The organism is Xanthomonas sp. CFBP 8151 (genome assembly GCF_011761885.1).
In the GTDB taxonomy this organism is placed as follows: Bacteria; Pseudomonadota; Gammaproteobacteria; order Xanthomonadales; family Xanthomonadaceae; genus Xanthomonas; species Xanthomonas arboricola_B.
Map to the genome: position 1 here is coordinate 110,416 of NZ_JAASQZ010000005.1, position 20,027 is coordinate 130,442.

Here is a 20,027-nt window from a genome sequence, read left to right on the forward strand (position 1 = left end):
CGGCCGTTTCCGCGATTAGTTGAGGCGCGTGTTTCGGGCTCGACCGAACCGGGCCGAGTTGCGGCTAAGATGGTTGCATCGCCAGCACCAAAGGTCGTCCGCGGACCCATGCCTCATCCTGTCGCCGCGCCCGCATTTTCGTCCGCTCCCGTGTCCCGTCTCCGCCTGGCCGAGCGCCTGCAACAGGGTCTGTGGACCCTGACCGGGCTGTACCTGTTGGTCGGCGTGATCTGGCTGCTGCTGGGCAACCGGCTGCTGCACCTGGCAGGCGCCCCCATGCCGGGGCGCTGGTCGGACGCGAGCTTTCTGCTGGTATCGAGCGTCGTGATCCATCTGGTGCTGCGCCGTTTCGTGGCGCTGATCGTCGAAGAGCACGCGCAACTGGCACAATCGGAGGCAGTACTGCAGGCCAAGTTCCTGGCCCTGCCCAGCGCTGCCCTGATCTACGATCTGGCCACGCTGCGCATTCTGGATGCCAACCCGGCAGCGCTGGAATTCTTCGGCTGGGAGCGCGACGCATTTCTGCAGCAGACGCTGCAGGCGATCTGGCCCAGCGCCGACGGCGCGCGCCTGGAGGAAATCATCACCCAGATTCGCGCCAAGGGCGCCGACACCTGCACCCGGCACGAGGATCTGCTGACCCGCAGCGGCCTGCGCCATGTCGAGATCCGCAGCAACCAGCTGCATCTGGTCAGCGGCCCCGCCCGCCTGGTGGTCATCGTGGACCGCAGCGAGGAACGCCAGGCACAGCATCTGCGCGACGAGGCTCTGCAGCGGCTGGAAGAAGCGCAAGGGATCGCGCGACTGGGTTCCTGGCAGCTGGATCGCGCGACCGGATTGGGGCGCTACTCGCCGGCGGTGTACCGCCTGCTCGGCCGGAGCGTGCCGGTGCATCGGCGCGAACATCGGCTGGAAGAACTGCTGACCGCCTCGGACACCGCCACCCAGACGCGGATCGAACGCATCATCGAGGACATGTGCACCGGTGGCGAGGTGCAGATCGACGTGCTGCTGCCGCTGACCGGCGGCGATTCGCAGCCGCGTACCGTCCATCTGCGCGCCGAAAGCGTAACCAGCCAGAACGGCGCCCGGCATATCCATGGCACGCTGCAGGACGTGAGCGAGCGCGAACAATCGCGCAGGTTGCTGCGCGAGCGCGAGGAGCAGTTTCGCGAGCTGGTCAGGGTGCTGCCGGATGGCGTGCTGATCCTGGCCGACGAGCACGTGATGTATGCCAATGCAGCCGGGTCGGTGCAGTTCGGCTTCCAGGGCGAAACCATCCTGGGCGAACCGCTGCAGACCCTGGTGAGCGAAAGCGATCTGCCGGTGGTGCGCGAGTATCTGCGCGCAGGCAGCGATCGCAACGAGCCGGTGTCCAGCGCACGGGCGATGCGTCGTCGCGACGGCAGCGCCTTTTATGCCGGTCTGTCGGCCGGCGATATCCGCTATGGCGGACGCAGCTGCAAGCTGCTGGTGGTGCGCGACCTGAGCGAACCCGAGCGCATGCGCGATGCGCTGGCCGAAAGCAATGCCGAGTTGCAGGCGATGGCCAAGCGCCTGTTCTCGCTGCAGGAAGACGAACGCCGCGCGATCTCGCGCGATCTGCACGACGACATCGGCCAGGCCATCACGGCGATGAAGCTGTCCGCGCATGCCGCACTGGACGAGCCGGATCCGGACGCGCGCCGCGATGACCTGCTGGAAGTGGTGTCGCTGGCCGACAGCACCGTGACCAAGCTGCGCAACCTATCGATGCTGCTGCGTCCTCCGCAGCTGGATGCCCTGGGTCTGGAAGCGGCCTTGCGCTGGCAGGCCGCGATGCTGTTTCGCGCATCGCCGGTGAGGCTGGAGCTGGATATCCAGGCACTGGACGTGCGTCCGGGCAACGAGATCGAGCAAGCGTGTTTTCGAATTGCACAGGAGAGCCTGACCAATGCCCTGCGCCACGCCTGCGCGGGCGAAGTGCGCATGAGTCTGCACTCGATCGACAGCGAGAGCTTTCGCCTGCAGGTCAGCGATGACGGCGATGGTTTCGAACCGGAGGGCCCGCGCGGACTCGGACTGATCGTGATGCGTGAGCGTGCGCAAACCGTGGGCGGTGCGCTCGCGATAGAATCAGCACCCGGAGCAGGCACGCGCGTGACGTTGCGCCTGCCCTATCACCCGGTCGGCGAGTCCGTCCACGACGATGGTGGACGTTAAGTCATGTGGAGTCCCGTAATCCCGCCCGGACTGGAAATCGTCAAACCCACCCGCCTGGGCGCGGGCAATCCCGAACTGCTGCATCTGGTGGACGCTGCCGCATCCGGCGGCCCGCCGTTGATGGTGTTCCACATCGATATCGATCACTTCGCCTCGATCAACGAGAACATGAGCGGCGAAGTCGGCGATCAGGCGCTGACGCTTGTGGCGCGCCGGCTGCAGGACTTTCTCGGCGCGCGCGGCAAGTTGTGGCGCCACGGCAGCGATGAAATGGTGGTGGTGGCGGTGCGTCGCGAGGACACCCCGCTGCCGGAGGATTTTGCCGAAGAGATCCGTCAGCAGCTGGAACTGCCGCTGTCGGTGCTGCCGTACACCTTGTTCATGACCGGCAAGGTCGGCATCAGCCTATGTCCGGAACACTCGAGCTCGCTGTCGATCCTGCTCGACTACGCCGAAGAAGCCAGCTACCAGGCCGCACGCGAAGGCGGCAATACGGTGCGCCTGTATACGCGCAACTCGACCACCAATGCGCATAGCGAAAGCATCATTGCGCGACAGATCGTCGATGCGATCCCGCATGGCGAACTGCGGCTGCGCTACCAACCGCTGGTGAGCGCGCGCGACGGCCGTATCGTCGGTATGGAAGCGCTGCTGCGCTGGCAATCGCCCACATTGGGCATGCTGGTGCCGGAGCGCTTCATGCGCACCGCCGAGCGCCTGGGCGTGATCGTGCAGATCGGCGAATGGGTGCTGCAGAATGCGGTGCGTCAGGCGCGGCTATGGCGCGACCAGGGCTTTGACGATTTCAGCATTGCGGTCAACGTCTCCACGCTGCAGCTGTTGCGCCCGGGCTTCTTCAACGAAGTGATGGCGATGCTGCAGACCGCCGGCGTGCCGGCGCAGTTCGTCACGCTGGAGATCAACGAAAGCGCGTTGACCAACAACGTCAACTTCGTCCACGAGACGATGGCCAACCTGCGCAACGAAGGCATCAGCCTGAGCCTGGACAACTTCGGCACCGGCGATTCCAGCCTAAGCGCGCTGGTGCGCTATCCGGTCGACCGGCTGAAGATCGACCGCAGCTTCATCAAGAGCGCGCCGGCCGGCAGCCGCGAGGCGGCGATTGCACGCGCGATCATCGCCATGGGCCACCAGCTCGGCATGACGGTGATCGCCAACGGCGTGGAATCGCAGGCGCAACTGGGCTTTTTGCGGCGCAACGACTGCGACATCTTCCAGGGCTATCTGTTCGGCGAACCGATGTCGGCCGAGTCGGCCGGCATGGCGTTACGCCGCCGCTACCTGCGCCCGGAATCGTTCGCCGAAAGCCGCCCCGACCGCACGCTGCTGCTGCTGGACGACGAGGAAAACGTGCTGCGCTCGCTGGTGCGCCTGTTCCGCCGCGACGGCTACCGCATCCTGGCTGCCGGCAACGTGCGCGACGCCTTCGACCTGCTCGCCACCAACGACGTGCAGGTGATCCTGTCGGACCAGCGTATGAGCGACATGAGCGGCACCGAGTTCCTGGGCCGGGTCAAGATGCTCTACCCCGACACCGTGCGCCTGGTGCTGTCCGGCTATACCGACCTTGCCACGGTCACCGAAGCGATCAACCGCGGCGCGATCTACCGCTTCCTGACCAAGCCCTGGAACGACGACGAACTGCGCGAGCACATTCGTCAGGCATTTCGCACGCATGATGAGCTGCGTAACGGCAGGGAATAGGGATTCGGGATTGGGGAATCGGTAAGGCAGTGCACTGGCGCTGCATGCTCCCAAGATCTCCAATTTACGCGTCAAGCGCAAATCACAAGCAAACCCGCTCTACCGATTCCCCACTCCCGATTCCCAGCACGAAGCGCTACCGCGGCTGCCGCACCGGCAGCACGATCCGGAAACTGGCGCCCTGCCCCGGGATACTTTCGACATCGATGCGGCCGTGGTGCTTGTTGATGATGCCGTAGGAGATCGACAGGCCCAGGCCGGTGCCGCTGCCGACCGGCTTGGTGGTGAAGAACGGGTCGAAGATGCGTTGCAGCAGGTCCGGGGCGATGCCGGCGCCGCTGTCCTGGAACTGGATCCAGACGTTGTCGGCCTCGTCGCGGCCGGTGGTGACGGTGATCGTGCCGCGCTCGACAATCGCCTGGCCGGCGTTGAGCAGCATGTTCATGTAGACCTGGTTGAGCTCGGACGGCAGGCATTCCACCAGCGGCAGCTCGGCGTAATTGCGCTCCAGCGTGACCTTGTACTTCAGCTCGTTCCAGATGATGTTGATCGTGGATTCCAGACCGGCATGTAGGTCGACCATCTTCCACGACTCGGAACGGTCCGAATACGAGAAATCCTTGAGGTCGCGCACGATGCGGGTGACCCGCTCGATGCCTTCGCGCGACTCGGCCATCAACTGCGGCAGGTCGCGGCTGATGAAGTCGATGTCGGCGCGGTTGCGGATCTCGTCGATCTCCGGAATCAGCGCCTTCGGATCCGGCGCCTGCAGCGCGCGCTCGTAGGCTTCGATCAGCGTGAACAGGCTGCGCAGGTATTCCTGCAGGCTGCCGAGATTGGAGTGCACGTAACCGATCGGATTGTTGATTTCGTGCGCCACGCCGGCGGCCAGCTGGCCGATGGAGGCCATCTTCTCCGATTGCAGCAGTTTGTCCTGCGCACCGTTCAAACGCAGATAGGCCTGGCGCAGTTCGGCATGGCGCTGTTGCAGCTCGCGCTCGTAATCCTGCTGGCCTTCGATGTTGTGGAACAGCACCAGGAAATGCCCGACGCCCTGCTCCTCGTTGTAGTACAGATGCGCGATGACCACCCGATCGGCCACCGGCAGGCTGCCGGTCCAGCTGCCTTTGCTGCGCGCCTGGTTCAGCGCATCCGACGGCAGCACCTGCGAGATGCGCTCGCCAAGATTGCGGTCGTCGGCAGGATCTTCCTTGCACAGGCTCTGGCGTGCGACGGCGTTGGCCAGGATCAGCTGCCCGTCTGCGCGGAACAGCAGCACACCCTCGAGCATCTGGTCGCCGAACGCGCGCAGCATGGTCGAGGACGGTAGTAAGGTTTGATTGAGAAAAAACTTGGCAGTCACGGGACAAGGGCGGCGTAGAGGACGCTTCAATATACGCCGAACCGCCCAGGCTTCGTATTGCGCGGGGCCACGTTCCTGTACGCCTGGTAGCTCAACGCTGCACTGCTTAGCACTTGGTCCAGCCTGCGCGTGCGCTCGGGCACGCTGCGGTGCTTCAGGCCACTGCCAGCGAACGACCGCCGCGCAGCACGCTGGATTGACCCTTGGCGTCGTAGGACGGCGCACTTTCGGTGCGGCCCAGATGACGCAGTGCCCAGTTCACTTCGCGACGCCGGCGTGCCAGCAGCGCGCCGTTGGCGCGATTGGCTTCGGCCAGTTCGCGCAGCCGCTCTTCTTCGCCCTGGGGCATTGCCGCTTCCAGCGCGCGCAGTGCCGACAGCTTGTCCTGCGTGTGGCGCATCAGCCCATCGATGTCGTTCTCGAGTAATGCCTGGCGTTCGCCGGCCAGCGCATCGCTGAGACGTTGCAGGGACTCGTTCACGTTCATCCTTTGGGTCGGGGATCAACCCGCCAGTTGCTGATTCAGATCCATCATGCGGCTGGCGATGGCATCCGGGTTGATGGAGTAGCTGCCGTTCTGCAACGCATCCTTCACTGCCTGGACGCGACCGGTGTCGATCGCCGAGGACTGCGACAGCGTGCGCTGCAGGTTCTGCAGGTTGGTCGCCTCACCGGTCAGCTTGACGCTGTCGGTCGGCGGCAATGCGGCGATCGGGGACGCGCGATCTTCACCGGCCGAAGCGATCTTGCTGCTCGTGGCCGCAGTGCGAAGGGTTGCAGCGGTCGGTAGATTGCCTTCGATTTTCTGGCTCATGTCAGGAACTCCTCTACAGGTCGTAGGGGATAACGGCATGCGCCAAAAAAACTTTATAGCGAATTTCTATCTGGATACCACAACGGTCCCGCTCGCTTCGACGACCCCTTGCACCACCCGGCGCGAGGAGGAGTTTTCCACCGAAACCCGCTCGTTCTCGCCGGCATCGGACAGCGCGCGACCGCTCATACGCACCTCCAGACCGCCATTGCGCGACACCAGCGGCACGGTGTCGCCGCGCCGGACCAGCCGCTGCGTGACCAGATCGTTGGACGACAGCAGCGAGCCGGCCGGCAGGATGCGCCGGGCGGTCTTGCCCACCGCCGCCACCGGGTCGGCCAGCACCGCACCGACGATACGCGCGGCGTCACGCTTCTCGATACTGATATCGGCCAGCGAAATGACTTCTCCAGCGCTGATGCCGCGGCGCAATACCAGCACGTCCTGATTGCGACGTACCTTCAGCGGCACGAACAGGCGCCAGCCAGCCGGCTGGGGGCAGGCCACTTCCACCGTATTGGTGCCGGTCGGCTGCGCCTGCAGCGCGATCGGACAGGCCGGCATGCGCAAGCCGGGATCGAGCGTGGCCTCGGCCTCGGCATCCGGACCCACGGTGGCCAGCGCCGCGGCGCGGATGGAATCGACAGACTGATAGCTCTGGGCCCAGGCCGGAGCGGCAGCCAACAGGATGACAAGCAGGAGCAGGCGCATGGGACCAGATCCGGAGGAAGACGGAACGTTCACTGCAAGAGGCGTGCCTGTTTTTGAATCGGGAATCGGGAATCGGTCGGGGGCTGAGCGGCGGTCGGCCTCCGTTGTTGCTGTGCGATTCGCTTAGTGAAAGCAATATGCAGGTCAGAACCCTGCCCTTCGCCTCGGCCGCGCTGCGGAAACCCACCTGCCTTTGCGATTCCCCATTCCCGACTCCCGATTCCCGGCAGCGCCCCACGCCAGGCTAAAACTGCTCAAGTTTTCCGAGGGCGCTGTCGATATCTGCCCCATGACCCACGATCTGCTCAACCGCATCGACCAGCGCACGCGCCTGGCTGGCCACAATCGACTGGCCCTGCTGCTGTTCCGGCTGGGCGGCCGCCAGCTTTTTGGCGTCAACGTCTTCAAGGTGCAGGAAGTGCTGCGCCGCCCGGAGCTGTTCCAGGTGCCCGGCCTGCCGACCGAGTTCGCCGGCGTGGCCGACGTGCGCGGGCGCTCGGTGCCGGTGCTGGACCTGGGCCTGGCGATCGGCCACCCGGAACGCGATGCGCACTCGGAAAACGGCCCCGGCTATCTGGTGGTGGCCGAATTCAACCGCTCGGTCCAGGGCTTTCTGGTCAGCGGCGTGGAGCGCATCGTCAATATTGCGGTGGAAGATATCCATCCGCCGCCGGAACTGGGCGCCGAAGCCACTTATTTGACGGCGGTGACGCGCTTCCAGGGCGAATTGATCCAGGTCATCGACGTGGAAAGCGTGCTCGCCGACATCGCCAAGGTCAGCAAGGATGTACAGCTGGATCCATCGCTGCAGCTGGTCGCCTACGACCGGCAGTTTCAGGTGCTGGTGGTGGACGACTCACGCGTGGCGCGTCAGCAGATCCGCAGCGTGCTCGACCAGCTCGGCGTCTCGGCGACCTTGTTGTCCGACGGCCGCCAGGCGCTGGACCACCTCTTGCAGGTGGCTGCATCAGGCGAGAATCCGGCCGACCGCTATGCGATGGTCATCTCCGACATCGAAATGCCGGCCATGGACGGCTACACGCTGACGACGGAAATCCGGCGCACGCCGGGCCTGCAAGGCCTGTACGTGCTGTTGCACACCTCCCTGTCGGGCGTGTTCAACAACGCCATGGTCGAACAGGTCGGCGCCAATGCCTTCGTGGCCAAGTACAGCGCCCACGAGCTGGCCGACTACGTGCTGGCGCGCCTGAAAGTGGTCGCCGAAGCGGCCTGAGCAGGCCGGGCGGCTACCGGGTCGGAGCCGATGGCAGCGATCAAGGCGCCGCGCCGGGGCTTCCAAGAGCCAAGTAACATCGAAGTTGGTTCGGTGTGCGTCAACCCGCTTTTAAAGTGACATCCGCTGACGCCGGGCGTCGCCGGACCGCGCCTCGGTTAATGCCGAACCTTCCGGCCTGGCGCGCCTGAGTGAAGCAACGCCGCGACGGATACGAAGTCCATCGCGTTCCCGGGACGGCCAAGCTGCCGTTCGTCGGCAGCGCCGATCATTCGCCGCGTTCCGTAACCCGTACCACCTCGATTGGCACAAACATTGCTTTCTCCCTGGTAACACTTCGCGGGAGAGCACCGTGTCCAACTCCATCTCGTCCTTTCTAGGCATCCACGGCGATGCTCTGCCGTTGCGCGAGCAGCGCATGAAGCTTATCGCCAGCAATCTGAGCAACGTGGACACCCCTGGCTACAAGGCAAAGGATCTGAATTTCGAGGCCGCGCTCAAATCGGCCGAAGGCGTGCGCGACGGCACCCTGCTGCAGACCACCGACGCCAAGCATTACGAGATCGGCAGCAGCGGCGGACTCAACCCGTTCCAGATCACCCGCGAGTCCGACCAGCCCAGCCTGGACGGCAATACCGTCGATCCCGATGCCGAACGTGCTGCCTACGGCCGCGCCGCGCTGGAATACCGCGCCTCGCTGAGCTTCCTCGAATCCAAGGTGCGCTCGATGCTCACCGCGATCACCGGCCAATAAATCATGAGCAATCTCCCCATCTTCGATGTGGCCGGCTCGGCGCTGCACGCGCAGTCGGTCCGCCTCAGCACCATCGCCTCCAACCTAGCCAATGCCGACTCTGTCGCTGGCTCGGCCGAGGCGACCTACAAGCCGATCGAGCCGATCTTCCAGGCCCAGCAAAGTCGCCAGGACCCCAGCCTGACCTCGGTGAACGTCAAGGAGATCACCACCACCAACGCGCCGCCGATCCGTCGCTACGAGCCCGGCCATCCGCTGGCCGATGCCGATGGCTATGTGTTCTCGCCGGACGTGGACCCGGTCTCGCAGATGGTCAACATGATCTCGGCCTCGCGCAATTACCAGGCCGGCGTGGAAATGCTCAACACCGCCAAGGAACTGGCGCTCGCCACCCTGACCATGGGTCGCTGACCCTCCTAGCTGACCCTTCCCTTACGGACCCTTTCAAATGAGCACGATCGGTAGTGACCTCTACACCAGCCTCGGGCTGACCTCCAGCAGCGCCACAACGACCAAGAAGAAGGAGGAATCGCTCGGCCAGGCCGACTTCCTCAAGTTGATGACCGAGCAGCTGCAGCACCAGGACCCGCTCAAGCCGATGGAGAACAGTGCGTTTCTGGGCCAGTTGGCGCAGTTCTCCACCGTGCAGGGCATCGGCGACCTCAACACCAAGGTCAGCAGCCTTTCTGCAGCACAGAGCAGCGATCAGGTGCTGAAGGGCGCCTCGCTGGTCGGGCACAACGTGCTGGTGCCCTCCGCACAGCTCGCCATCGATGCCACCAACTCGGCCAAGGGCGTGGTCGCAGCGACCTCGGCCGGCACCGTCAATTTCGAAATCACCGATGCCAACGGCGCCTTCGTCAAACAGCTCAGCGTGCCGGCCAGCGCCGCCGGTGAAGTGGCGTTTGCCTGGGACGGTACCGATGCCAACGGCAACCGCATGGCCGCCGGCAAGTACGGCGTGACCGCCACCCAGACCGACACCGCCGGTTCCAAAAGCAAGTTGTCCACCTATGTCGACGCACCGGTGGACAGCGTCACGATCGGCTCGGACGGCCTGTATCTCAACCTGACCGGGCTAGGCACTTCCCCGCTCGCCAACGTGCTCCGCGTCAGCTGAGCCGGCAACCGACACTCAAAGGACCTCATCCATGGCTTTCAATACCTCGTTGTCCGGCATCAACGCAGCCAATGCCGATCTGAACGTGACTTCCAACAACATCGCCAACGTCAACACGACCGGGTTCAAGGAATCGCGTGCCGAGTTTGCCGACATGTTCCAGAGCACCAGCTACGGCCTGTCGCGCAATGCGGTGGGTTCGGGCGTGCGCGTCAGCAATGTGGCGCAGCAGTTCTCGCAGGGCAATATCGATCCGACCGGGCGCAGCCTGGACCTGGCGGTCTCCGGCGAAGGCTTCTTCACCGTGACCTCCAACGGCGCCAAGATGTACACCCGCGCCGGCAACTTCCAGACTGATGCCAACGGCTACGTGGTCAATCCGCAGGGCGCGCGCCTGCAGGTCTTCGCTCCCAACCCGAGCGGCAACGGCTTCGACGTCGGCCGGCTGTCGGACCTGCAGTTGCTGACCACCGACAGCCCGCCCAAGTCGACCTCCACGGTCAACCTGGCCTTCACCCTGCCCGGCAATGCCACCGCCCCGACGGTGACCCCGTTCAGCCCGGCAGACGACAAGACCTACAGCCACTCCACCGGCGGCATCAATGTCTACGATTCGCTGGGCGTCAGCCATGTGCAGACCTCCTACTTCGTCAAGACCGCCAACCCGAACGAATGGCAGGTGCACAACTACGTGGACGGCACCGCGGTCGGCGCGCCGACCACACTGCAGTTCTCCGATACCGGCGCACTGACCACCCCGGCCAACGGCATCATCACGATGGACCCGTTCACCCCGAGCACCGGCGCCGGCGTGCTGAGCATGCAGCTCAACGTCAGCGGCTCGACCCAGTACGGCGAAGCCTTCGCGCTGCGTGACACGCGCCAGGACGGCTATGCCAGCGGCAAGCTCAACGAGATCAGCATCGACACCAGCGGCGTGGTGTTCGCGCGCTACTCCAACGGCGCCGACAAGCCGCTGGGCCAGGTCGCGCTGAGCAGCTTCGTCAACCCGCAGGGCCTGCAGTCGCAGGGCAACAACATGTGGGCCGAAAGCTACACCTCCGGCTCCGCCCGCACCGGCGCACCGGACACCTCGGACCTGGGCCAGATCGAATCCGGCTCGCTGGAATCCTCCACGGTGGACCTGACCGAGCAGCTGGTGAACATGATCGTGGCCCAGCGCAACTTCCAGGCCAACTCGCAGATGATCTCGACCCAGGATCAGGTCACCCAGACGATCATCAATATTCGTTAACGGCTGGGAATCGGGAGTGGGGAATCGGGAATCGTAAGAGCTGGCATTGCGTGCATCGGATGCCGGCCTTGTCCCCTCTTCCAGTCTCCAGCAATCCCGCTCTTGCGATTCCCGATTCCCGATTCCCGATTCTCCATTCCCGACTCCCCAATCCCGGTGCCTCATGGACAAAGCTCTCTACGTTGCGATGACTGGCGCCCGTGCCTCCCTGCAGGCGCAGGGCACCGTGTCGCACAATCTCGCCAACGTCGATACGGTGGGGTTCAAGGCTGCGTTGGCCAATACCGAGGCGTTCAAGATCCAGGGCAAGGGCTATCCGTCGCGGATCGATGCACTGCATGTGGACCAGGGCTTCGACCGCAGCCAGGGCCACCAGAAGGTTACCGGCAATCCGCTGGACGTGTCGCTGCAGCAGGACCGCTGGCTGGCGGTGCAGTCGCCCGATGGCAGCGAGGCCTACACCCGCAACGGCGAGCTGGCACTCACCGCCAATGGCCAGCTGGTCACCGCCAATGGCCATGCGGTGCTGGATGAGGGCGGCAACCCGATGACGATCCCGCCGCACCAGGCGATGGAGATCGGCAGCGACGGCAGCATCTCGATCATTCCGCAGGGCGAAGGCCCGCAGACCATGGCCATCGTCGGCAAGATGAAGGTGGTCGATGCCCCCGCCGACCGTTTGACGCGGCGCGCGGACGGGCTGATGCGCAACACCAGCACCGACCCGGCGCAGGCGTTTGCGGTGGCCACCGGCAAGACCATCAACAGCGGCATGCTGGAAGGCAGCAACGTGGATGCCGCCGGCGCGCTGGTGGAGATGATCCAGCTGCAGCGTCAGTTCGAAATGCAGGTCAAGATCATCAAGAACGGCGACGACAACGCGCAGTCGGCCAACTCGCTGCTGCGGGTCAGCGGCTAAGCGCCATTGACACCCACTGCCCACCGCCGCTTGGCTTGCCGCTCTGCCCAGCACCTGGGTGTCGGCCGCCCGGGGGACGTGGCTCGCGAGCGAAGTGGCATGTCGTTCAACCCTGCGGTCCCGCAGCTGGTTCGTACGCGGTTGATGCCGACTAGCGATGGTTTGACGGCAAGGTGTGTGCGGTTGGCAACGCTGTTGAGCTGGGCCTTCGCTACAGAGTGGCTGGTGCGTGACCTGGCTGCAGGGCCCCTGCCCGCCCACCCTCGCGGGACACGCCGCAAGTACGGCTCCATGCCGCGTAAGGTCCCGCGACGGTGGGCGGGCAAGGACCCGTCGAGATAATCGTTACGCAGGGTTGCGAGCAGAGCATGCGGTGTGTTGCTCGGATCGCATCGCTTCCGATCCGCTTCCCGATTCAACCCGAGCAACAAGCAGCTTTTCACACGACCACCGATTCACTCCCAGGTGCGGTGTCCTCGCCGATTACGGGACCGGGTGGCGGTATGGATGCCGCCACCGAGCCTACATGGACGTATTCGCAGCGTGTCCCGCAAGCGGTAAGGCCGCCGCGCGCTCGACCAACCAGCCTGTTGACTGCGTCGCAATGCCGGAACCCTTGCGCACGCAGCGCCAGGGGTTCACGCGTCGTCGAACACACCGCGGAACGGCGACCGATCTAACGCGCCTATCTGCCGCGCAGGTTTCCACCGCTTCCGCTTCGCCGCTGCCTACCCGCCGCCAGCCCTGCCCCGCGAAGGCCGCCGCGCCCGCCTCGCGTGATCCAGCGCACAGCCGGCAAAAATCCGGCGCGGGTTTGGCACGGCACGTGCATATACCCACCCGTACCCGGAACACATCCCCGGGTCTAACGAGGAATCGGGTCATGAATCAGGCTTTGTGGGTCGCCAAAACCGGACTGGATGCGCAGCAGACGCGCATGTCGGTCATTTCCAACAACCTGGCCAATACCAATACCACCGGCTTCAAGCGCGATCGTGCGGCGTTCGAAGACCTGTTGTACCAACAGGTGCGTGCGCCGGGCGGCTCCACCTCCGCGCAGACGCAGCTGCCGACCGGCCTGCAGCTGGGCACCGGCGTGCGGGTGGTCTCCACCTTCAAGGGCTTCGACCAGGGCAGCCAGCAGCAGACCGGCCGCGCGCTCGATGTGATGGTCAACGGCCGCGGCTTCTTCGAAGTGCAGATGCCTGACGGCACCTCGGCCTATACCCGCGACGGCACCTTCCAGATCAATGCGCAGGGCGAGCTGGTCACCAACAGCGGCTACCCGCTGCAGCCCGGCATCCAGATCCCCGAAGGCGCGCAGTCGCTGACCATCGGCAACGACGGCACCATCAGCGTGACGCTGGCCGGCCAGGCCGCCGCGCAGGAAATCGGTGCGTTGACGCTGACCGACTTCATCAACCCCTCGGGCCTGCAGTCCAAGGGCGAGAACCTGTTCGTCGAAACCACCGCCTCCGGCCCCGCGCAGAACGGCACCCCCGGCCTCAACGGCCTGGGCAATACCGTGCAGGGCGCGCTGGAAGGCAGCAACGTCAACACGGTGGAAGAACTGGTGAGCATGATCGAGACCCAGCGCGCCTACGAAATGAATGCCAAGGCGATCTCCACTACCGACTCGATGCTCGGTTACTTGAACAACAACGTCTGATCGGCCCGCCGGTCGCTGCCCTCTCAGGAATCCACGCCATGTCCCGCCTGCCTTCTCTCTCCTCCCTGTGCCTCGCCATCGCCTGCAGCGCGCTGCTGGGCGGCTGCGTGGCGGCCGGCGATGTGCGGCCGTTCGCCGAACTGGCGCCGATCGTGCCGGTGGTGGCGCCGGTGGCGCAGCCCACCGCCGGGGCGATCTACGCCGCCGGCCCGGGCCTGAATCTGTACGGCGACCGCCGCGCCCGCGATGTCGGCGATCTGCTGACGGTGAACCTGGTCGAAAGCACCACCGCCTCGTCCACCGCCAACACCAGCATCAGCAAGAAGGACGCGACCACCATGGCCGCCCCGACGCTGCTGGGCGCTCCGCTCACCGTCGGCGGCCTGAACGTGCTGGAGAACAGCACCAGCGGCGACCGCAGCTTTGCCGGCAAGGGCAACACCGCGCAGAGCAACCGCATGCAAGGCAGCGTGACGGTCACCGTGATGCAGCGCCTGCCCAACGGCAATCTGGTGATCCAGGGGCAGAAGAACCTGCGCCTGACCCAGGGCGACGAGCTGGTGCAGGTGCAAGGCATCGTGCGCGCCGCCGACATCGCCCCGGACAACACCGTGCCCTCGAGCAAGGTGGCCGACGCCCGCATCGCCTACGGCGGCCGCGGCGCGATCGCGCAGTCCAACGCGATGGGCTGGTTGAGCCGCTTCTTCAATTCCCGTCTGTCGCCCTACTGAGCCTGCGACCATGAATCTGTTTTCCCTGCCTTTCCGTCTGCTGGCCGCCGCTGTGGCGGTCTGCGCGATCGCCGCGCCGGCTTCGGCCGAGCGCATCAAGGATCTTGCCCAGGTCGGCGGCGTGCGCGGCAACGCGCTGGTCGGCTACGGCCTGGTGGTCGGCCTGGACGGCAGCGGCGACCGCACCAGCCAGGCGCCCTTCACCGTGCAGAGCCTGAAGAACCTGCTCGGCGAGCTGGGTGTCAATGTACCGGCGAACGTCAATCCGCAGCTGAAAAACGTCGCGGCCGTGGCCATCCATGCCGAACTGCCGCCGTTCGCCAAGCCTGGCCAGCCGATCGACATCACCGTGTCCTCGATCGCCAACGCGGTGTCGCTGCGCGGCGGCTCGCTGCTGATGGCACCGCTGAAAGGCGCCGATGGCCAGGTCTATGCGATGGCGCAGGGCAACTTGGTGGTCGGCGGCTTCGGCGCGCAGGGCAAGGACGGCTCGCGGGTGTCGGTCAACATTCCCAGTGTCGGACGCATTCCCAACGGTGCCACCGTCGAACGCGCATTGCCGGACGTGTTCGCAGGCACCGGCGAGATCACCCTCAACCTGCACCAGAACGACTTCACCACCGTCTCGCGCATGGTCGCGGCGATCGACAGCAGCTTCGGCGCCGGTACCGCGCGTGCGGTGGATGGCGTGACCGTGGCAGTGCGCTCGCCCACCGATCCTGGCGCGCGTATCGGCCTGCTGTCGCGGCTTGAGAATGTCGAACTCTCGCCGGGCGATGCGCCGGCCAAGGTGGTGGTCAACGCACGCACCGGTACGGTGGTGATCGGCCAGCTGGTGCGGGTGATGCCGGCGGCGATCGCGCATGGCTCGCTCACCGTGACCATCAGCGAAAACACCAACGTCAGCCAGCCTGGCGCCTTCAGTGGCGGACGCACCGCGGTCACCCCGCAGTCGACGATCACGGCCACCTCCGAAGGCAGCCGCATGTTCAAGTTCGAAGGCGGCACCACGCTCGACCAGATCGTGCGCGCGGTCAACGAGGTGGGCGCCGCTCCCGGCGACCTGGTGGCCATCCTGGAAGCGCTCAAGCAGGCCGGTGCGCTCACGGCGGAGCTGGAGGTGATCTGACATGCGTATCGCAGCCTCGCCCATTGATCTCAACCCGAGCACCAAGGCCGATCCCGCCAAGATCGACAAGGTCTCCCGTCAGCTCGAAGGACAGTTCGCGCAGATGCTGGTCAAGAGCATGCGCGATGCGAGCTCCGGCGACCCGATGTTTCCTGGCGAAAACCAGATGTTCCGCGAGATGTACGACCAGCAGATGGCCAAGGCGCTGACCGACGGCAAGGGGCTGGGCCTATCGGCGATGATCTCCAAGCAGCTGAGCGGCGACACCGGCGGCCCGGCATTGAATACCTCGCTCAGCACGGCCGATGCCGCCAAGGCCTATGCGCTGGTGGCCGGCAAGCGCGACGCCTCGTTGCCGCTGCCGACCCGCGATGGCGCGACAGGCAGCGTCGGCGCAACCAGCGGCACCGCCGCAGGCATCGGCGCAGGCGGCCTGAGCGGCATCGGCATGAGCCAGGTGCTGGATCTGATCGCCGGCCGCACCGGCAGCAGCGATGCCGGCAGCGACGATGCGGCCGCACTGAGCTGGCCCTCGGCCAACGATCGCTGGAGCGACGTGGCGGCCAGCGATGCCGCCGATGCCAGCGCCGCGGTCACTGCAAGCGCGGCGAGCAGTGCTGCCGCCAGCCTGGGCGAGCGCACCCCGGAAGGCTTCGTCGCCAAGATCTGGACGCACGCGCAGAAGGCCGCGCGCGAACTGGGCGTGGATCCGCGTGCGCTGGTCGCACAGGCGGCGCTGGAAACCGGCTGGGGCCGTCGCGGTATCGGCAATGGCGGCGACTCCAACAACCTGTTCGGCATCAAGGCCACCGGCTGGAGCGGCGACAAGGTCACCACCGGCACCCACGAATACGTCAACGGCGTCAAAACCACCGAAACCGCCGATTTCCGCGCCTACGGTTCCGCCGAGGAGAGCTTTGCCGACTACGTGCGGCTGCTGAAGAACAACAGCCGTTACCAGCCCGCCCTGCAGGCCGGTACCGACATCAAGGGTTTTGCACGCGGCTTGCAACAGGCCGGATACGCCACCGATCCGGGCTATGCAGCCAAGATCGCGGCGATCGCCAACGGTCCGACCATCGACCGTGCGGTAGCCGCGATCGGCAACGCGGCGGCCGACCTGTCCAACCGCTACGCCAGCACCGCCGAGCCTGCTGGGCTCGGCACCATTCGTCGTTGAGGTAAACGCCCATGTCCATCATGTCCACCGGGACCAGTGCGCTGATCGCCTTCCAACGGGCGTTGTCGACCGTTAGCCATAACGTCGCCAACATCAATACCGAAGGCTACAGCCGCCAACGTGTGGAATTTGCAACGCGCACGCCCACCGACATGGGCTACGCGTTCGTGGGCAATGGCGCCAAGATCACCGACGTGAGCCGGGTGGCCGACCAGCTGGCCACCTCGCGCCTGCTCGACAGCGGCGGCGAGCTCTCGCGCCTGCAGCAGCTATCCTCGCTGTCCAACCGCGTCGACAGCCTGTACTCCAACACCGCCACCAATGTGGCCGGGCTGTGGTCGAACTTCTTCGACTCCACCAGCGCGGTATCGTCCAATGCCTCGTCCACCGCCGAACGGCAGAGCATGCTCGACAGCGGCAACTCGCTTGCGACGCGTTTCAAGCAGCTCAACGGGCAGATGGACAGCCTGAGCAACGAGGTCAACAGCGGTCTGACCTCCTCGGTGGACGAGGTCAATCGCCTGACGCAGCAGATCGCCAAGATCAACGGCACCATCGGCAACAGCATCGACAATGCCTCGCCGGATTTGCTCGACCAACGCGATGCGCTGGTATCCAAGCTGGTCGGCTTCACCGGCGGCACCGCGGTGATGCAGGACGGCGGCTTCATGAATGTTTTCACCGCAGGCGGCCAGGCGTTGGTGGTGGGGACCACCTCGTCCAAGCTGACCACCGTGGCCGACCCGTATCAGCCGGCCAAGCTGCAGGTGGCGATGCAGACCCAAGGCCAGAATGTCAGCCTCAGCGCCAACTCGCTGGGCGGACAGATCGGCGGCCTGCTGGAATTTCGCACCAGCGTGCTGGAACCGACCCAGGCCGAACTCGGCCGCCTGGCCGTGGGCATGGCCAGCGCCTTCAACGCCGGTCACGCGCAAGGCATGGACCTGTACGGCGCGATGGGTGGCAATTTCTTCAATATCGGCTCGCCCACCACCTCCGCCAACCCCGCCAACACCGGCAGCGCGTCGCTGAGCGCCAGCTTCAGCAACATGTCGGCGGTGGATGGGCAGAACGTCACGCTCAGCTTCGACGGCACTGCGTGGAAGGCCACCAATGCCAGCACCGGGTCGGCGGTGCCGATCAGCGGCACCGGCACCCCCGCCAATCCGCTTGTGCTCAACGGCGTCAGCCTGGTGGTCGGCGGCACGCCGGCCAACGGCGACAAGTTCTTGCTGCAGCCCACTGCCGGGCTGGCCGGCACCTTGTCGGTGGCCATCACCGACCCCTCACGGATTGCCGCGGCCACCCCGGTCAAGGCCACCGCCACGGTCGCCAACCTGGGCACCGGCAAGATCAGCGACGTCAAGGTCACCAATGCGCAGAATCCGGCGCTGCTGACGCCGGCGTCGGTGGAGTTCATCGATGCCAACCAGTACACCATCGACGGCACCGGCCCATTCGCCTACACCGCCGGCCAGACCATCAGCGCCAACGGCTGGAGCTTTGCGCTGGACGGCGCGCCCAAGGCCGGCGACACCTTCGGCGTCGGCCCCACGGGCGCCGGCTCCAGCGACAACGGCAACGCCAAGTTGCTGGCCAATCTCGACGATGCCAAGGCGCTCAACAGCGGTACGGTCACGCTCAACGGCGCGCTGTCGGGCCTGACCACCTCGGTCGGCTCGGCCGCGCGTGCGGCCACTTACGCCTCTGACGCGCAGAAGGTCATCAACGACCAGGCACAGGCCAGCCGCGACTCGATTTCCGGCGTCAACCTGGATGAAGAAGCCGCCAACATGCTGAAGCTGCAGCAGGCCTACCAGGCCGCCGCACAGATGATTTCCACTGCCGACACCATTTTCCAAGCCATCCTGGGCGCCGTACGCTGATGACCGACCGTATCTCCACCAGCATGATGTACAGCCAGTCGGTGTCGTCGATGACGGCCAAGCAGTCCCGGCTGAACCAGATCCAGGCCCAGCTCGCCAGCGGGCAGCGCCTGGTCACCGCCAAGGACGACCCGGTCGCCGCCGGCACCGCCGTCGGACTGGATCGCGCGTTGGCCGCGATCACACGCTTTGGCGAAAACGCCAACAACGTGCAGAACCGGCTCGGCCTGCAGGAAAACGCCCTTTCGCAGGCCGGCGACAAAATGGCGCGCGTCACCGAATTGGCGGTGCAGGCCAACAACTCCTCGCTCAGCCCCGACGACCGCAAGGCGATTGCCTCGGAACTGACCGCGCTGCGCGACAGCATGGTCAGCCTGGCCAACAGCACCGACGGCACCGGACGCTACCTGTTCGGCGGTAGCGCCGATGGCAGCGCACCGTTCATCAAGAGCAATGGCAGCGTCACCTACAACGGCGATCAGACCCAGAAACAGGTCGAAGTGGCGCCGGACACCTTTGTCAGCGACACCCTGCCCGGCAGCGAGATCTTCATGCGTATCCGCACCGGCGACGGCACGGTGGATGCGCACGCCGACAGCGCAAATACCGGCACCGGATTGCTGCTGGACTTCAGCCGCGATGCCAGCACCGGCAGCTGGAACGGCGGCAGCTACAGCGTGCAGTTCACCGCCGCCGACACCTACGAGGTGCGCGACAGCACCAATACGGTGGTCGGTACCGGCACCTACAAGGATGGGGAGGACATCAATGCGGCCGGCGTGCGCATGCGCATCAGCGGCGCACCGGCGGTGGGCGACAGTTTCCAGATTGGCGCCTCCACCACCAAGGACGTGTTCTCCACCATCGACGACCTGGTCGGCGCACTCAACTCCGACACGCTGACCCCGCCGCAGAAGGCGGCGATGATCAACACGCTGCAGTCGTCGATGCGCGACATCGCACAGGCCTCGTCGAAGATGATCGACGCGCGCGCCTCCGGCGGTGCGCAGCTGTCGGCGATCGACAACGCCAACGCGTTGCTGGAGTCCAACGAGGTCACCCTCAAGACCACCCTGTCGTCGATCCGCGATCTGGACTACGCCTCGGCGCTGGGCCAGTACGAACTGGAGAAGGCCTCGTTGCAGGCCGCTCAAACGATTTTTCAGCAGATGCAGTCGTCGTCGTTGTTCAACCTGATCCGCTGATTTGCAGCAGAAAACCTGCGTTTTCTGCACTCCTGCGCGCCAAAACTTGCGCAGGCCGACGGAGTTTATTCGTCGAAAGTTATACCAACGCTAAAGATCTGCGGGGTGCTGCCGAATAAACCAAACCCCT

At 65.3% G+C, this 20,027-nt stretch carries 18 protein-coding genes; 14 read left to right on the top strand and 4 right to left on the bottom strand.

What is annotated here, in order from left to right:
* Positions 1-69: 69 nt before the first annotated feature.
* Together FHT08_RS18955 and FHT08_RS18960 are read left to right on the top strand one after the other, a co-directional pair.
* Positions 70-2,202, top strand: coding sequence for a PAS domain S-box protein (locus FHT08_RS18955; RefSeq protein WP_166776370.1), 2,133 nt, complete (start codon positions 70-72; stop codon positions 2,200-2,202).
* Positions 2,203-2,205: 3 nt separating this feature from the next.
* On the top strand, positions 2,206-3,927 hold the full coding sequence (locus FHT08_RS18960; RefSeq protein WP_104537422.1) for an EAL domain-containing protein: 1,722 nt from the start codon (positions 2,206-2,208) through the stop codon (positions 3,925-3,927).
* Between the two features lie 136 nt (positions 3,928-4,063).
* Here the strand turns inward: FHT08_RS18960 and FHT08_RS18965 are convergent, their stop codons facing one another.
* The 4 genes from FHT08_RS18965 to flgA all read right to left on the bottom strand — a co-directional run bounded on the left by FHT08_RS18965 (position 4,064) and on the right by flgA (position 6,815).
* Positions 4,064-5,290: an ATP-binding protein gene (locus tag FHT08_RS18965; RefSeq protein WP_104537423.1), complete on the bottom strand. Its 1,227-nt coding sequence runs from the start codon at positions 5,288-5,290 to the stop codon at positions 4,064-4,066.
* 154 nt (positions 5,291-5,444) lie between these two features.
* Positions 5,445-5,777 carry a flagellar protein FlgN gene (locus tag FHT08_RS18970; RefSeq protein WP_104537424.1) on the bottom strand — a complete coding sequence of 111 codons (333 nt, stop codon included), beginning with the start codon at positions 5,775-5,777 and terminating at the stop codon, positions 5,445-5,447.
* Between the two features lie 15 nt (positions 5,778-5,792).
* Positions 5,793-6,104, bottom strand: a complete 312-nt coding sequence (flgM, locus tag FHT08_RS18975) for a flagellar biosynthesis anti-sigma factor FlgM (protein WP_016901729.1) — start codon at positions 6,102-6,104, stop codon at positions 5,793-5,795.
* A 66-nt stretch (positions 6,105-6,170) separates the two neighbouring features.
* Positions 6,171-6,815: a flagellar basal body P-ring formation chaperone FlgA gene (gene flgA / locus FHT08_RS18980; protein ID WP_104537425.1), complete on the bottom strand. Its 645-nt coding sequence runs from the start codon at positions 6,813-6,815 to the stop codon at positions 6,171-6,173.
* Positions 6,816-7,104: 289 nt separating this feature from the next.
* Between flgA and FHT08_RS18985 the strand changes: the two genes are divergently transcribed.
* From FHT08_RS18985 to flgL, 12 genes are all read left to right on the top strand, one after another.
* Positions 7,105-8,049, top strand: a complete 945-nt coding sequence (locus FHT08_RS18985) for a chemotaxis protein CheV (RefSeq protein WP_016901727.1) — start codon at positions 7,105-7,107, stop codon at positions 8,047-8,049.
* A 352-nt stretch (positions 8,050-8,401) separates the two neighbouring features.
* Positions 8,402-8,803: a flagellar basal body rod protein FlgB gene (flgB, locus tag FHT08_RS20105; RefSeq protein ID WP_104606630.1), complete on the top strand. Its 402-nt coding sequence runs from the start codon at positions 8,402-8,404 to the stop codon at positions 8,801-8,803.
* Between the two features lie 3 nt (positions 8,804-8,806).
* A complete protein-coding gene (gene flgC / locus FHT08_RS18995) occupies positions 8,807-9,214 on the top strand; it encodes a flagellar basal body rod protein FlgC (RefSeq protein ID WP_005914451.1) in 408 nt (135 codons plus the stop codon).
* Between the two features lie 37 nt (positions 9,215-9,251).
* A complete protein-coding gene (locus FHT08_RS19000; RefSeq protein WP_104537427.1) occupies positions 9,252-9,923 on the top strand; it encodes a flagellar hook capping FlgD N-terminal domain-containing protein in 672 nt (223 codons plus the stop codon).
* A 31-nt stretch (positions 9,924-9,954) separates the two neighbouring features.
* Positions 9,955-11,178, top strand: coding sequence for a flagellar hook protein FlgE (flgE, locus tag FHT08_RS19005; protein WP_166776372.1), 1,224 nt, complete (start codon positions 9,955-9,957; stop codon positions 11,176-11,178).
* Between the two features lie 163 nt (positions 11,179-11,341).
* The gene (gene flgF, locus FHT08_RS19010) at positions 11,342-12,097 is read left to right on the top strand and encodes a flagellar basal-body rod protein FlgF (protein WP_104606633.1); all 756 of its coding nucleotides are present in this window, start codon (positions 11,342-11,344) and stop codon (positions 12,095-12,097) included.
* A gap of 883 nt (positions 12,098-12,980) precedes the next feature.
* Positions 12,981-13,766 (top strand): flagellar basal-body rod protein FlgG, encoded by a 786-nt coding sequence (gene flgG / locus FHT08_RS19015; protein WP_016901723.1) that lies wholly within the window; start codon positions 12,981-12,983, stop codon positions 13,764-13,766.
* Positions 13,767-13,804: 38 nt separating this feature from the next.
* On the top strand, positions 13,805-14,497 hold the full coding sequence (gene flgH, locus FHT08_RS19020) for a flagellar basal body L-ring protein FlgH (protein ID WP_104537431.1): 693 nt from the start codon (positions 13,805-13,807) through the stop codon (positions 14,495-14,497).
* Positions 14,498-14,507: 10 nt separating this feature from the next.
* Entirely contained in the window at positions 14,508-15,626 is a 1,119-nt protein-coding gene (locus tag FHT08_RS19025) for a flagellar basal body P-ring protein FlgI (RefSeq protein WP_104537432.1), read from the top strand.
* A 1-nt stretch (position 15,627) separates the two neighbouring features.
* Positions 15,628-16,806 carry a flagellar assembly peptidoglycan hydrolase FlgJ gene (gene flgJ, locus FHT08_RS19030; RefSeq protein ID WP_166776374.1) on the top strand — a complete coding sequence of 393 codons (1,179 nt, stop codon included), beginning with the start codon at positions 15,628-15,630 and terminating at the stop codon, positions 16,804-16,806.
* An 11-nt stretch (positions 16,807-16,817) separates the two neighbouring features.
* Positions 16,818-18,692, top strand: coding sequence for a flagellar hook-associated protein FlgK (flgK, locus tag FHT08_RS19035; protein WP_104537434.1), 1,875 nt, complete (start codon positions 16,818-16,820; stop codon positions 18,690-18,692).
* Positions 18,692-19,897: a flagellar hook-associated protein FlgL gene (flgL, locus tag FHT08_RS19040; protein WP_104537435.1), complete on the top strand. Its 1,206-nt coding sequence runs from the start codon at positions 18,692-18,694 to the stop codon at positions 19,895-19,897. The genes flgK and flgL overlap by 1 nt, the downstream gene beginning before the upstream one ends.
* The last annotated feature ends 130 nt before the right edge of the window (positions 19,898-20,027 follow it).